General features: G+C 68.6%; 12 protein-coding genes. 6 read left to right on the top strand and 6 right to left on the bottom strand.

Annotation, left to right across the window (positions count from 1 at the left end):
• Positions 1 to 55: 55 nt before the first annotated feature.
• Positions 56 to 1,519 (bottom strand): betaine-aldehyde dehydrogenase, encoded by a 1,464-nt coding sequence (gene betB / locus OCH7691_RS06095; RefSeq protein ID WP_085882469.1) that lies wholly within the window; start codon positions 1,517 to 1,519, stop codon positions 56 to 58.
• Positions 1,520 to 1,625: 106 nt separating this feature from the next.
• Between betB and OCH7691_RS06090 the strand changes: the two genes are divergently transcribed.
• Positions 1,626 to 2,390, top strand: a complete 765-nt coding sequence (locus OCH7691_RS06090; protein WP_217807830.1) for an HAD family hydrolase — start codon at positions 1,626 to 1,628, stop codon at positions 2,388 to 2,390.
• Entirely contained in the window at positions 2,378 to 2,854 is a 477-nt protein-coding gene (locus tag OCH7691_RS06085; RefSeq protein ID WP_085882467.1) for an MAPEG family protein, read from the top strand. Before OCH7691_RS06090 ends, OCH7691_RS06085 begins: the two co-directional genes overlap by 13 nt.
• 84 nt (positions 2,855 to 2,938) lie before the next feature.
• Here OCH7691_RS06085 and OCH7691_RS06080 read toward each other — a convergent pair whose 3' ends face one another.
• From OCH7691_RS06080 to OCH7691_RS23490, 5 genes are all read right to left on the bottom strand, one after another.
• On the bottom strand, positions 2,939 to 4,759 hold the full coding sequence (locus OCH7691_RS06080; RefSeq protein ID WP_085883532.1) for a PEP-CTERM sorting domain-containing protein: 1,821 nt from the start codon (positions 4,757 to 4,759) through the stop codon (positions 2,939 to 2,941).
• 227 nt (positions 4,760 to 4,986) lie between these two features.
• Positions 4,987 to 5,940, bottom strand: coding sequence for an acetyl-CoA carboxylase carboxyltransferase subunit alpha (locus OCH7691_RS06075; protein WP_085882466.1), 954 nt, complete (start codon positions 5,938 to 5,940; stop codon positions 4,987 to 4,989).
• Between the two features lie 28 nt (positions 5,941 to 5,968).
• Complete coding sequence (locus OCH7691_RS06070; RefSeq protein WP_085882465.1) at positions 5,969 to 6,949, bottom strand: HpcH/HpaI aldolase/citrate lyase family protein; 981 nt, start codon at positions 6,947 to 6,949, stop codon at positions 5,969 to 5,971.
• Between the two features lie 86 nt (positions 6,950 to 7,035).
• Entirely contained in the window at positions 7,036 to 7,938 is a 903-nt protein-coding gene (gene xerD / locus OCH7691_RS06065; protein WP_217807829.1) for a site-specific tyrosine recombinase XerD, read from the bottom strand.
• Positions 7,939 to 7,943: 5 nt separating this feature from the next.
• Positions 7,944 to 9,770 carry a hypothetical protein gene (locus tag OCH7691_RS23490; RefSeq protein WP_217807828.1) on the bottom strand — a complete coding sequence of 609 codons (1,827 nt, stop codon included), beginning with the start codon at positions 9,768 to 9,770 and terminating at the stop codon, positions 7,944 to 7,946.
• A 362-nt stretch (positions 9,771 to 10,132) separates the two neighbouring features.
• On the opposite strand from OCH7691_RS23490, the gene OCH7691_RS06060 reads away from it, so the two are divergent.
• The 4 genes from OCH7691_RS06060 to OCH7691_RS06045 are packed head-to-tail and all read left to right on the top strand — an operon-like array spanning position 10,133 to position 14,040.
• Positions 10,133 to 10,702, top strand: coding sequence for a shikimate kinase (locus OCH7691_RS06060; RefSeq protein ID WP_085882464.1), 570 nt, complete (start codon positions 10,133 to 10,135; stop codon positions 10,700 to 10,702).
• Positions 10,703 to 10,728: 26 nt separating this feature from the next.
• Positions 10,729 to 11,886 (top strand): 3-dehydroquinate synthase, encoded by a 1,158-nt coding sequence (gene aroB, locus OCH7691_RS06055; RefSeq protein ID WP_085883530.1) that lies wholly within the window; start codon positions 10,729 to 10,731, stop codon positions 11,884 to 11,886.
• Positions 11,887 to 11,899: 13 nt separating this feature from the next.
• The gene (locus tag OCH7691_RS06050) at positions 11,900 to 13,165 is read left to right on the top strand and encodes an HlyC/CorC family transporter (RefSeq protein ID WP_217807826.1); all 1,266 of its coding nucleotides are present in this window, start codon (positions 11,900 to 11,902) and stop codon (positions 13,163 to 13,165) included.
• The gene (locus OCH7691_RS06045; RefSeq protein ID WP_085882462.1) at positions 13,165 to 14,040 is read left to right on the top strand and encodes an AEC family transporter; all 876 of its coding nucleotides are present in this window, start codon (positions 13,165 to 13,167) and stop codon (positions 14,038 to 14,040) included. The genes OCH7691_RS06050 and OCH7691_RS06045 overlap by 1 nt, the downstream gene beginning before the upstream one ends.
• Positions 14,041 to 14,042 lie beyond the last annotated feature (2 nt).

The following is a 14,042-nucleotide window of genomic DNA, read 5'->3' as shown; positions in this document are numbered from 1 at the left end:
ATGGATGGTAACCGGCGCCGCAACCGCCTGCGGTTCGAACGCCGGACGACGCCGCTCAGAACGGGGCACCCGGATCGGCGAGCGCCACGTAGACGCTCTTGATCTGGGTGAAATGGGCGAGCGCGGCCATGCCGTTCTCGCGGCCGAGGCCGGACTGCTTGTAGCCGCCGAACGGCATGTTGACCGGGGTCAGGTTATAGGCATTGACCCAGCAGACCCCGGCGGCGAGCCGGGCGACGACCCGGTGGGCGCGTGCCAGGTCGCGGGTATAGAGGCCGGCGGCGAGGCCGAACTTCGTGTCGTTGGCGCGCGCCACCGCCTCGTCCTCGTCGTCGAAGACCAGCACCGACATGACCGGCCCGAAGATCTCCTCGCGGACGATCCGCATGTCGTCGCGGCAGTCGGCGAAGATCGTCGGCTCGTAGAAATTGCCCTGCTCCAGCCCCGGTCCCTGAGGCCGCCGGCCGCCCAGCACCAGCCGCGCCCCCTCGGCGATGCCCCGGGCCACATGCCCCTCGACCCGTTCCAGGTGTTCGGTGCTGATCAGTGCCCCCATCTGCGTTTCCGGGTCGAGCGGATCGCCGATGCGGATCTTCCGGGTCCGCTCCACCAGCCTATCGAGGAAGGCGTCATGGACGCCGCGCTGCACGAAGACCCGGGTGCCGTTGGTGCAGATCTCCCCCTGCGTATAGAAGTTCCCCAGCATCGCGCCGCCGACCGCGGCATCCAGATCGGCGTCATCGAAGACGATCAGCGGCGACTTGCCGCCGAGTTCCATCGTCACCTGCTTGAGCGTCGCCGCGGCATCCGCCATGACCCGCCGCCCGGTCACGTCGGAGCCGGTCAGCGAGACCTTGGCGATGCCCGGATGGGCAACCAGCAGCGCGCCGGCCTCGCGCTCGCCATGAACGACGTTGAAGACCCCGGCCGGCAACCCGGCGTCGCGATAGACCTCGGCCAGCAGACCGGCGCTCACCGGCGTCATCTCGGAGGGCTTGAAGATCATGGCGTTGCCGGCGGCCAGGGCCGGCGCCGATTTCCAGCCGGCGATCTGGATCGGATAGTTCCAGGCGCCGATCCCGAGGCAGACGCCGAGCGGCTCCCTCCGGGTGAAGCCGACCGCGCCGGGCAGGTCGAAATGCTCGCCCGCGATCGCCGGCGCCAGGCCGGCAAAGAACTCGATCGCATCGGCCGCCGAGAGCGCGTCGTCGGTCAGGCTTTCGCTGATCGGCTTGCCGCAGTCCATGACCTCGAGCCGGGCGATCTCGTCGTTCCGTTCGCGCAGGATGTCGGCCGCGCGCCGCAGCACCCGGCCGCGCTCGACCGGCGCCGTCGTCGACCAGACACGGAAGCCCTCGGCCGCCGCCGCGACGGCACGCTCGACATCGGCCTCGCCGGCCGATTCGACCTCGCAGAGGAGTTCGTTGGTCGCCGGGTTGAGCGAGCGGAACCGTTTGCCGGAGAGCGCCTCGACGAAGGCGCCGCCGATGAAAAGCTTTTGCGTCGGCAGTTGGGTCATGATCGGGCCTCGGCTATTCTGGCAGGCGGAGACTATAGCCGTCCGGTGGGGCGAGCGCGAACGCGCCGGCCGATCGGACCCTGGAATTCCGGAGGACCGGCTTATCGTGGACGCCATTCGCGGCCTCCTGTTCGACAAGGACGGGACGCTGATCGACTACATGAGCACCTGGGTCCCGGGATACCGGTCGGCGGCGCTGGCGGTGGCGGACGGCGACGCCGCGCTTGCCGAACGGCTGCTCGCCGGCTCCGGGCTCGTCGGCGACCGGCTCGACCCGGCGTCGACCCTGGCCTGCGGCACGAGCCCGGAAATCGCCGCCAGCTGGGCCCCGGCGCTCGGCATTTCGGACGCGGCACGGCTCGGCGATTTCGCCGCCCGGCTGGACAGTCTGTTCGCGCAGGCCTGCATCGATCATGCCCGCGCGGTCACCGACCTCAACCGGCTGCTTGGCCGCTTCCGCGCCCGCGGCTACCGGCTCGGTCTCGCCACCTCGGACAGCCACGAGGGGGCGATCGCGACACTCGCCGCGGTCGATGTCGCGCCCGCGGCGTTCGATTTCATCTGCGGCTTCGACAGCGGCCACGGCACCAAGCCCGGCCCGGGCATGGTGCACGCCTTCTGCGCCACGGTCGGTCTCGAGCCGCGCGAGGTGGCGATGATCGGCGACAATGCGCACGACCACGAGATGGGCCGGGCGGCCGGCGCCGGTCTCTGCGTCGGCGTCCTGACCGGGACCATGACGGCGGCGGCGCTCGCCCGGATCGCCGACGTCGTGCTCGACGACATCGGCGGGCTGGAGCAACTTCTCATGCCGGCGCCGGATATCGAGCCCGCAACATCGACAGGACGGACATCACCATGGACATGCTGAGCCTGCAGAATCCCCTGTTCGCGACCTACGTGATCGCCGCCTGCCTGATGATCCTGAAGGCGGTCGGCATGTCGTGGCTTACCGTCCTGCGGATGATCCAGGAGAAAGGCGGTTACCGCGCGCCCGAGGATCTCCGGCAGACCAAGCTCAACCCGAACCCGGACCCGGCGCAGCTGGCGCCGAACGAACGGGTCGAGCGGATCCGCCGCATCCACATGAACGACCTGGAGAACATCCCCTTCTTCCTGGTCGCCGGGTTCCTCTTCGTGCTGGCCGCGCCGCCGCTGCTGCTCGCGCAGATCCTCCTGTACGGCTACGTCGTCGCGCGGCTCGCCCATTTCGCCGCCTATCTCACCGCCCGCACCCACGACCTGCGCGCCAATCTCTGGACCATCGGCTCGGTCATCCTGATCGTCATGACCGTCTGGGCGCTGGTCGCCGCGATCCTTGCGCTCGCCGGCTGAGCGAGCGCGCCCGGACACACGAAAACGGCGGCCCCGGGACCGGGACCGGGACCGCCGCATCGCGCGTTATCGCAACCGTCCGGCTCAGGCCGTCTTGCGACGCCGCCGAACCACCATCAGACCGGCAAGGCCGGCGCCGAAGATGAGCAGGGCGGCCGGCTCCGGCACCTGGGCGGTATTGTCGATGCTGACCTGGCCGCCGGCGAAGCCGATGATGGTCAGCTTCGCGGCATTGCCGAGGCCGGCCACCGTCAGGTTGTTCAGGCTGAAGTCGCTGAAGATGTTATCGGCGCTGAAGAAATCCGCGAGGTTGAAGACCTCGTCGACCGGATCGAAGCCGAAGATCAGGTTGATGACGAAATCCTCGCCGATGAACAGGTCGCCGGCGATGTCGATCAGGTCCTGCAAGCCGGCCTCGATCTCGAGGTCGAGGAAGCCGTCATTCAGGTTGACGTCGCCGTTTATGAACATCGTGCCCGGCGAGTTGCCCGGCGCGACGGTGCCGCCGTTGACATTCACGTTCGCGTTGATGATGCCGTTGCCGCCGTTCAGCAGGCCGTCCTTGTTGACGTTGATGTTCTGCGCGTTGACGACGCCGCCATCGCGGACGGTCAGCGTCGAGGGCTGGCCGCTGACCGACATCGCGTCGCTGTCGGTCGAGACGTTGATGTCACCCAGCGTATTGATCTCGCCGCCATTCTCGGCCAGCAGGTGACCCGTGGTCCTGACCCGGAAGTCGCTGCCGAAGGTATCGGGCAGGAGGAGGAAGAACCCGGGAAACAGTTCGGTATTGACGGCAAGCACCGGATCGCCGTTCTGGTTGAACAGCAGCTCGCCGTTCACGTCCCTGACCTGCTGCCCCTCCTGGATGGTATTGTCGTCGTAGAGAATGCGCGGCTCGCCGCTCGCGGTGAATCCGTAGACCGCCCGATCGGCGCCGAGCTGGATATCGGTGACCGCGTTCAGGCTCGACGCGGTACCGCCGCCCGAAACGCCGCTGACGTTGACCTGCGCGCCATTGGCCTCGAAGGAATCGATCGCGATCCCGGGCTGGACCATGCCGTTGAAGAAGAAGCCCTCCTGAAGCTGGCTGACCGCGCCGCCGTCGGTGATGTTGACGGTCGCACTGCCATAACCCTGCTGCACGAAGATGCCGTGCGTCGCCTCCATCACCGAACCCTGACCGGTGACATTGACCTCCACATTGGCAGAGCGGTCGTCGAAATTGCCGACGAAGACGGCGCCCTGCTCGAAATTGTCGATGTCGCCGCCGACCGCCTCGACCCGTCCGCCATTGGTGACATTCAGTTCGCTGTCGACGGATTCGAAGGGGACATAGAGGCGGGCGCCACTGTTGATCTCGTTGGTGACGCGGAGGATCGACCCGGCGCCGTCGACGGTCGTCATCGATGAGCCGTTCGTTCCGGAAAGCCCGTTCTCGCCCAGATGAACGCTGCCGACGCCTTCCAGGACGCCGCCCTGGCTGATCGCGAGGGTGCCCGCCTCACCGAACCCTATGCGGGCGCCGACACCGGAACTGATCGAGATCTTCGCGGAGCCGGACGTCCCGTCGCCGATGATCCTGACCTCGCCGGTTGCGCCGGGGCCCGAACTGCCGTTTCCGACCAGAAGGGCCGAGCCGGTAACCTCGGTGAAGCCGTTTCCGGCCGTGCTGGCATTGACCTCCAGCTCACCCGGATTATTGGCAAACCCGACGTTGATCTGGCTCGTGCCGGTCGGGGTCACCTCCAGGTTCGGAAACACCAGGCCATCGGTGACCACGGTCGCATGCGCATTGATCGCCAGCAGCGACACACCGGCGGCCAGCGTCGCCGATACAATGCCCGTCGCGGTACGCGCGCGAGCCTTGCGCCGCTTGCTGTAAGGGAGATGCTTTGAATTCATTTCCAGTTCCTCGCATGATGCCTTCCAGTCGGTCATGCGGAGAATGCAGCAATATTCGCGCCAAAGTGCGCCCGAACTCACCCTTCGCGCGAGTCCATTTGAAATCAATTAATTAGACAACTATCTGGAATTTGTCGCATAGCGGGATCGCCGGCAAGGCAACGCCGGATTGGAAATTTTCCCGACAGTTCGCCATTTCGGCACGGTACGGAACAGCGGACCGGAACTCAGAGACCCTTGCGGCCGAGTTCGAGGAACTTCTGGCGGCGATCCTGGCGCAGCGCGGCCGCATCCATGGCGAGCAGCGGCTTCAACGCCGCGTCGATGGCGTCACCGAGCGCGTCGATGGCAGTCTCCGGATCGCGATGGGCGCCGCCCACGGGTTCCTTCACCACCGCATCGACGACCTTGAGCTTCTCCAGGTCCTGCGCCGTCAGTTTCAGCGCGATCGCCGCGTCGCGGGCCTTGTCGTTGGTCTGCCAGAGGATCGAGGCGCAGCCTTCCGGCGAGATCACCGAATAGATCGCGTGCTCGAAGATCAGCACCCGGTTGGCGGTCGCCAGCGCCACCGCGCCGCCCGAACCGCCCTCGCCCACGACCGCCGCGATCACCGGCACGCCGAGGCCGAGGCTGACCTCGATGGTCCGGGCAATGGCCTGGGCCTGGCCGCGTTCCTCGGCGCCGATGCCGGGATAGGCGCCCATCGTGTCGATGAAGGTCAGCACCGGCAGGTTGAACCTGTCGGCCATGTCCATCAGGCGCTGGGCCTTGCGATAGCCTTCCGGCCGGGCCATGCCGAAATTATGCTCGAGCCGGCCGTCCGTGCCCGAACCCTTTTCCGTTCCGATCACCATGACGGCGCGGCCGCGAAAACGGCCGGGCCCGCCGATGATCGCCTTGTCGTCGGCGAACCCGCGATCGCCGGCGAGCGGCGTGAAGTCGGTGATCAGGCGATCGGCGTACTCGGCGAATTTCGGCCGCCCGGTATGGCGTGCAACCTGGGTCTTCTGCCAGGGATCGAGCTTGGCATAGGTTTGCCGGATGAGCTGGTCGGCGCGCGCGCGCAGCCGCTCGAGCTCACGTTCGAGATTGTCGTCGCCGGCCTCGATCAGGCGGCTCAATTCGCCGATCTTGCCCTCGAGCTCGGCGATCGGCTTCTCGAATTCCAGGAAATGATCCATAGCAGCCCGTTCTTGCCTGTCGTCGCCCTCAGCCACGGGCGGCGATCGCCTCCGCCTGCGCCACCATCGCTTCCGCCTGGCGGATCGAGGCGAGGTCGATGAGCTTGCCGTCGAGCGCCACCGCGCCCTGGCCATCCCGCTTCGCCTGCTCCATCGCCGCCAGGATCCGGCGCGCCTTCTCGACTTCGGCCACTGCCGGGGTCATCACCTCGTTGGTCGGTCCGATCTGCTTCGGATGGATCGCCCACTTGCCCTCGCAACCGAGGATCGCGGCCCGGTTGGCATGCGCCCGGAAACCGGCCTCGTCGCTGAAATCGCCGAACGGTCCGTCGATCGGCCGGAGCCCGTTGGCCCGCGCCGCGACGACCATCCGCGAGATCGCGTAATGCCACATGTCGCCCCAGTGATACTCGCGCCGGCCCGCGTCGTCCGGGTCGGTCAGGACGCCGTACAGCGGGTTCGGGCCGCCGATGCCGGTGGTCCTCGCCCGGGTCGAGGCGGAATAGTCGGCGACGCCGAAATGCAGGCTCTCGTTGCGCGGGCTGGCGGCGGCGATCTCGCCGATATTCTGCATGCCGAGCGCGGTCTCGATGATCATCTCGAGGCCGATGCGCTTCTTCCGCCCGATCGCTGTCTCGATCTGGGTGATCAGCATGTCGACCGCGTATACGTCCGAGGCGGTGCCGACCTTCGGGATCATGATCAGGTCGAGGCGCTCGCCGCCCTGCTCCACCACGTCGACGATGTCGCGATACATGTAGTGGGTGTCGAGGCCGTTGATGCGGACCGATACCGTCTTGTCGCCCCAGTCGACATCCCGGAGCGCGCCGATGACATTCTTGCGCGCCTCGGCCTTGTCGTCGGGCGATACCGAATCCTCGAGATCGAGAAAGACCACGTCGGCGTCGGAGGCGGCCGCCTTCGCGAACATCCGCGGGCTCGAGCCGGGAACCGCCAGTTCACAACGGTTCAGGCGTGTCGTCGCCGGCTCGACGGTCTTGAAGCTCATCGGTATCTTCCTTCGCTTGAGGCGTTTTCGCGCGCGAAGTTGCGCGAGCCCGCCTTCGCTGTCAACCCGGGGACATCGCGCGGCGTTCAGCCCCCGGACAGCGGGTGATGATCCTGGACCAGCCGTTGCAGACGTTCGGCCAGGACGTGGGTGTAGATCTCGGTGGTCGAGATGTCGGCATGGCCGAGCATCTTCTGCACCGCGCGGAGATCGGCGCCGTGGCTCAGCAGATGCGTGGCAAAGGCATGCCGGAGCACATGCGGGGAAATCCGCGCCGGCGGAATCCCCGCCGCCACGGCCAGCGCCTTCAGGCGCTGCTGCACCCGCTGTCGGGTCAGGTGGCCGTCCGCGCCGCGCGACGGGAACAGGTAACGCAGCGACCCGGCCCCGGCGAGGAAGCGCTCGCGATGGGGCAGATAATCCTCGAGCGCGGCCAGCGCCGGCTCGGAAAGCGGGACCATCCGCTCCTTGTTGCCCTTGCCGCGGACCAGCAGCACGCGGGAGCCGCGGCGGAGCAGGGGGAACGGCAGGGTCACAAGCTCGCTGACCCGGAGCCCGGTGGCGTAGAGCAGTTCCAGGAGGCAGCGGAGCCGCGCGCCCTCGGCGCCCTCGATCGCCCGGGCCGCTTCCAGCAGGGCGTCGACCTCGGCCTCGCCGATCGCCTTCGGCAGCCGCCGGCCGCGCTTCGGGCTGTCGATCTCGGCGCTCGGATCGTCACCGCGAATGCCTTCGGCATAGAGGAAGCGGTAATATTGCCGGAGCGCCGAAAGCCGCCGGGCGATCGTCGCCGACGCCATCCCGGCGGCGCCCATGCCGGCCAGGTAGCCGCGCAGCGCGTCGGCCGGCGCCGCGCCGATATCGGGCCCGCCGCGGCCCGCCTGCCAGGCGGCGAAATCCTCGAGATCGCGGCGATAGGCGAGCAGCGTGTTGCCCGCGTGCCCCCGTTCGGCGGCCAGCATCTCGAGGAAGCCGTCGAGCGCCGCCGCCACCGGCCCTACAGTCCGCGCAGCAGTGCCGCCTCGACGGCGATACGGCGCGCCTCGTCGTCCAGCCCGACCCGTTCCAGCGCCGCGACCGCCCGGCCGATCGTCGCGGCATCGGCGGTTTCGGGGCCGGCCGGGCCGGCAACGGTCAGTGCCAGCAGCACGGTTTCGGCAATCCGCCCCGATGCCGCCGCATCGTCGAGGGCGCGCAGATGCGGGGCCGGCGCGGCGACGCCGCTGTCGACCACGTCGCCCGGCGCGTCGTCCTCGACCAGCACGTCGCGCCACAGTTCCGGCGCCGGCGCTAGGCCGACCGCCTCGACGAGACTGAGCAGCAGCACCGCGCTGTCCGCGCCGGGGCCGTCCTCGCCCGGGGCACCGCCGGCTTCCCGCCAGGCGCGGTAGGTCTGGACGTCGAAGCTGCCGCCGCCTTCCATCGCGCCGGCGAGCACGATCAAGGGCATCAGCCGCTCGGCGGCCGCGGCCATGACCGGATCGGCCGCCGCCTGCTGGCGGATCAGGTCGAACCAGTCGCGGGCGAGCAGCGGATCGCCGAGGATCAGGGCCGCGCGGGTCGCCGCTGGCGCCATCCAGACGAACTCGGGCGCGACCGGAAGATCGATCAGGGCCTTCCGGTTGACCAGCACGGCGACGTCGCGGATACCGTTCCGGGCGCCGAGATCCCAGGCCAGCGCCAGCGCTTCGGCCCGGGCCGCCGCCACGCCGTCGTCGGCGGCGATCTGGTAGAGCAGCGCCGCCGCGGTCCGGCCGCGTTCCTCGTCGCTTGCCTGGAAGGCGGCGTCGCGCTGGGCCGGCGAGAACTCGATCCCGCGATAGATCCGCGCCAGGCCGTCCGGCGTCAGCGTACCGAGCGCGACCGCGCGCTCGGCGGCGACGATGCGGACCTCGGTCGATGCGGCGGCATTCGCCGCGACCGCCGGCAGGATCGGCGCGGGCGCCGTCTCGGGCGCATCGGCGGGGAAGCCCAGATCGGCGGCGCGCAGGATCGCGACATCCATCGCATCGAGCCCGGCAGCGCTTTGCGGCGCCTCGCCCTGGCCGTTCAGCAGCACGTTCATGGCCTGGAAATAGGCCGGGTTCTCGAGTCCCTCCTCGCGCAGCAGATCGAGCGAGAGCGACGCCTTCAGGGGCTCGCCCTCGACCGCCTGGCAGAAGGCCTGGGCCCGGAGCCAGTAATTGTCGGCGCCGCGCCGGAGCACGTCGCCGGTGCGGGCGCAGGCGGCGTCGAGGTTGCCGTCAAGCCAGACCCCGGCGATACCGGCCCGTTCCACCGTCCCGTCGCGCGCCTCCAGCGGCGTCCGGTTCAGCAGTTCGCCGATCGCCCGCCAGTCGCCGGCCGCCGCGATCCGTTCGTAGCGGGCGCCGAGCAGGGCCTGCGGATCCGTCATCCCGGCGGGTGCCCGGGCCGACGACAGCAACAGGCGTTCGGCGAGGGCGCGTACCGCCGGCAGGCGGCTGTTGACCGGCAGGCGCGGCACCAGCGCCTGGACGAGGCGGGGGTCGCTGCCCTGCCACATGTCGAGGCCGAAGCCGCCGGCGTCGGGGCCGAGCAGGCCGACCGAGGTCGGCGCGACCGCCTCGAGCGTGCCGACCTGGAGGCCCGGGCCCGAGGCCGGGGCGCTCACCGTCCCGTAGGGCACCACGCTTGGCGCCGGCGCCGTGGCACCAGCCGCCGGGGCTTCCGGCGCCCGTGCCGGGGGCAGCAGCAGCCTCGGGCCGGTCGTCTGTGCGGACGCTGTCGAGAGGCCCGAGACGGCGAGCACGACCGCCAGGATTGCCGTGCCGCGGCCAAGCGCGCTAATTTTTGAACCGGTCATTCGATATGACTTTCTCGACATGTGTCGTCGGCGCCGGTATGTCCCATTGCGACAGGAAGACGCCGCCGCCCGCGATCGCTGCGGCGATGAGAAAGATCAGGAAGAGGGAAAATTTCGACATTGGCCCCTACTTGTCAGGTCCCGGGCGTTTCACGGTGCCGGCCGGCACCGCGCCGCGACGGCGGTGATCAGAATATGCGCATCCCGATCCCGCCGCGACGTGCTAATCTGTGAATATGGCATCTCCAAGGCACTATATTGGCAGGAAAATCCTGTCTCAACCATGCTGCGGCGCGGCAACGCGTCGTCCTGCCTGCACGGGATTCGCCTGCGACACCGGAGCGGTCGGACGCTGACCCGGGATGAGCGCGCAGGAAAAATCTGATACCGCCACCGCCGTGAGCCCCGCCCTTGCCGACCGGACGATCGTGCTGGTCGGGCTGATGGGCGCCGGCAAGAGCTCGATCGGCCGCCGCCTCGCGAACCGCCTGCACCTGCCGTTCGCCGACGCCGACGTCGAGATCGAGCGGGCCGCCGGCCTGAGCATTCCCGACATCTTCGAGACTTATGGCGAGGAGCATTTCCGGGATGGCGAACGCCGCGTCATCGCCCGCCTGCTCGATGGCGAGCGCAAGGTGCTGGCGACCGGCGGCGGCGCCTACATGGACCCGGAGAGCCGCCAGCGGATCGAGGAGAGGGGAATCTCGATCTGGCTGCGCGCCAGTCTCGAGGTCCTTGTCGGACGTTGCCTGCGCCGCAACAATCGACCATTGCTGCAACGCGGCGATCCGGCGACAATTCTCGGCGAACTGATGGACAAACGATACCCGGTCTACGCAGAGGCACGGCTGGTCGTCGACAGCGGCGACAATCCCCACGACATCGTGATCGAGGATATCGTCACCCGTCTCGCCGCCCTCGACCCCGCATAAGGATCGCTGAAGAGGTCATGAACAAGATGCTGGACGCCAGGCCCGCCGCCGTACCGGACCGTTCGCCGGAAGCGACTGCGACCGCGATCGAGGTCGGCCTGGGCGCACGCGCCTACCGGATCCATATCGGCGCCGGCCTGCTCGCACGGGCGGGCGGGCTGCTCGCCCCGCTGCTCGGCCGGCCGAGCACCGTGATCGTGACCGACCGGAACGTCGCCGACGCGCATCTGGACAGCCTGCGTGCGAGCCTGGCGGCGGCCGGGATCGCCGCCGAGGCGATCGTGCTCGAGCCCGGCGAGGCCTCGAAGAGTTTCGCCGGCTATGCCCGCCTCTGCGAGGATCTGCTCGATCACCGTCTCGACCGCCACGACATGATCGTCGCCTTCGGCGGCGGCGTGGTGGGCGATCTCGCCGGTTTCGCCGCGGCGACGCTCAAGCGCGGCATCCGTTTCGCGCAGATCCCGACTACCCTGCTCGCCCAGGTCGACAGTTCGGTCGGCGGCAAGACCGGCATCAACACCCGCCACGGCAAGAACCTGGTCGGCGCCTTCCACCAGCCGGACCTGGTGATCGCCGATACCGCCGTCCTCGCCACCCTGCCGCGCCGCGAGTTGCTGGCCGGCTATGCCGAGGTCGTGAAATACGGCCTGCTCGGGGACGCCGCCTTCTTCGGCTGGCTGGAGCAGCAGGGCCGCGACATGCTGGACGGCGACCAGGACGCGCTCGCCCGGGCGGTCGCGCGAAGCTGCGAGATGAAGGCCGAGATCGTCGCCGCCGACGAACGCGAGACGGGCCGCCGGGCGCTGCTCAATCTCGGGCATACATTCGGCCACGCGCTCGAGGCCGAACTCGGCTACGACGGCCGGCTGCTGCATGGCGAGGGGGTCGCGGTCGGCCTGCATCTCGCCTTCGCGCTCTCGGCCCGGCTCGGGCTGGCGCCGGCCGCCGACGCCGACCGGATCGCCGCCCATCTGCGCGCCGTCGGCCTGCCGGCCTCGCCGGCCGGGCTGCTCGGCCCGGATTGCGACGGCGCCCGGCTCTACGGTCACATGACCCAGGACAAGAAAGCCCGCGACGGGCGCATCGGCTTCATTCTCGCCAACGGGATCGGCCACGCGTTCCAGACCGACGATGTCGCGGCGGAAACGGTCCGCGCCTTCCTCGACGACCTGCTCGACGGCTGACGGAGCGCCAACCGTGATTCTGTCGTTCCTGGCTATCGTCATCCTGTTGCTGCTGTCCGCCTTTTTCTCGGGCAGCGAGACAGCGCTGACCGCCGCCTCCCGCGCCCGGCTCCACATGCTCGAACAGCAAGGCGACGGGCGCGCCCAGATCGTCAACCAACTGCGCGAGCGGAAGGAGCGGCTGATCGGCGGCATCCTGCTCGGCAACAACCTGGTCAACATCCTGGCCTCGGCGATCGCCACGAACCTGCTGGTAACGCTGTTCGGCGCGGCCGGCGTCGCCTATGCGACGGTCGCCATGACGCTGCTGGTGCTGGTCTTCGCCGAGGTTCTGCCGAAAACCTACGCGCTGCGCCATCCGATCCGCACCGCCCGCACCGTGGCGCCGGTCATTCGCCCGGTGATCACGGTACTTTCGCCGCTCGTTCACGGCGTCGATGTGGTGGTTTCCGGGACGCTGCAGATGCTCGGCGCCCGGGCGGCAAGTGTCGCCCAGGGTGGCGCCGACGAGCTGCGCGGCGTCATCGCGCTGCAGAGTCACGAGGGCGGGGTCGCCAAGGAAGAGCGCTACATGCTCAACTCGATCCTCGGGCTCGACGAGATCGACCTGTCCGAGATCATGGTCCATCGCAAGCACATCATGATGGTCGATGCTTCCCTGCCGACGCGCGAGATCGTCCGACAGGTGCTCGACAGCCCGTTCACGCGGATCCCGCTGTGGCGCGATGAGCCGGAGAACATCGTCGGCATCCTGCATGCGAAGAACCTGCTGCGGGCGCTCTCCGATCCGGATGTCGAGATCGATTCGCTGGATGTCGTGGCGATCGCCGCGGCGCCCTGGTTCGTGCCCGAGACGACGACCTTGCGCGAGCAGCTCAATGCCTTCCTCGAACGGCACAGCCACTTTGCCTTCGTGGTCGACGAATACGGCGCGCTGATGGGGCTGGTCACGCTCGAGGATATCCTGGAAGAGATCGTCGGCGAGATATCGGACGAGCACGACATCGCCGCGACCGAGTACCAGCGCCAGCCGGACGGCAGCTACATCGTCGTCGGGACCACCGCCATCCGCGACCTGAACCGGGCGCTAGACTGGAAACTTCCGGACGACGAGGCGACGACCGTGGCCGGCCTGGTCATCCACGAGGCACAGATCATCCCGGTCGTCGGCCAGATCTTCAGCTTCTATGGCTTCCGCTTCGAAATCCTGAAGCGCCAGCGGAACCAGATCACCTCGCTACGCGTCACGCCCGCCGGAACCGAAGCCGGCCCCGCCTGATGCTGGGCACGCTTTTCGCCATCATCGCCCCGGTCTTCGTCACCGCGGGCATCGGTTATGTCTGGGCCCGCCAGGAGCGCCCGTTCCATGCCGAGACCATCACCTCGCTGGTGACCACGATCGGCACGCCGTGCCTGGTCTTTTCGACCCTGACCGGGCTCGAGCTCAATCCAGGCCTGGTGTTCGAGATCGCCCTGGCGGCGGTCCTCGCGATGGCGGTCTTCATCACCATCGGCACGGTCGTGCTCAGGCTGACCGGCCAGAACCTGCCGAGCTTCCTGCCGTCGCTGATGTTCTCCAATTGCGGTAACGTCGGCCTGCCGCTCTGCCTGTTCGCCTTCGGCGAGGAGGGACTGGCGCTGGCGATCGGCTATTTCGCGACCAGCGCCATCCTGCAGTTCACCGTGGGCATCGGCCTCGCCTCCGGCTCGATGTCGCCGCGACAGATCCTCAAGACACCGATGATCTATGCCGTCCTGCTCGGCGCGGCAGCCATGTATTTCCGGATCGACGTCCCGCAATGGCTGCAGAATTGCGTCGCGCTGCTGGGCCAGCTGACCATACCGCTGATGCTGATGGCGCTCGGCGTGAGCCTCGCCAAGCTGCGGCTGAACAGCCTCCGCGCGACCTTCCTCCTGTCCTGCCTGAGGCTCGTGATGGGTTTCCTGGTCGGCTGGGGGATCAGCGCCCTGTTCGGGCTGGAGGGGGCGGCGCGGGGCGTCGTGATCGTCCAGAGCTCGATGCCGGTCGCGGTCTTCAACTACCTGTTCGCACTCCGCTACGGCCGCCAGCACGAGGCGGTGGCATCGCTCGTCCTGATGTCGACGGCGATATCCTTCGCGACGCTCCCGCTCCTCCTCCTCTTCGTTCTCTGACG

Source organism: Oceanibacterium hippocampi (assembly GCF_900172325.1).
GTDB lineage: Bacteria > Pseudomonadota > Alphaproteobacteria > Sneathiellales > Sneathiellaceae > Oceanibacterium > Oceanibacterium hippocampi.
This window is presented reverse-complemented; position numbering and strand designations above follow the sequence as displayed.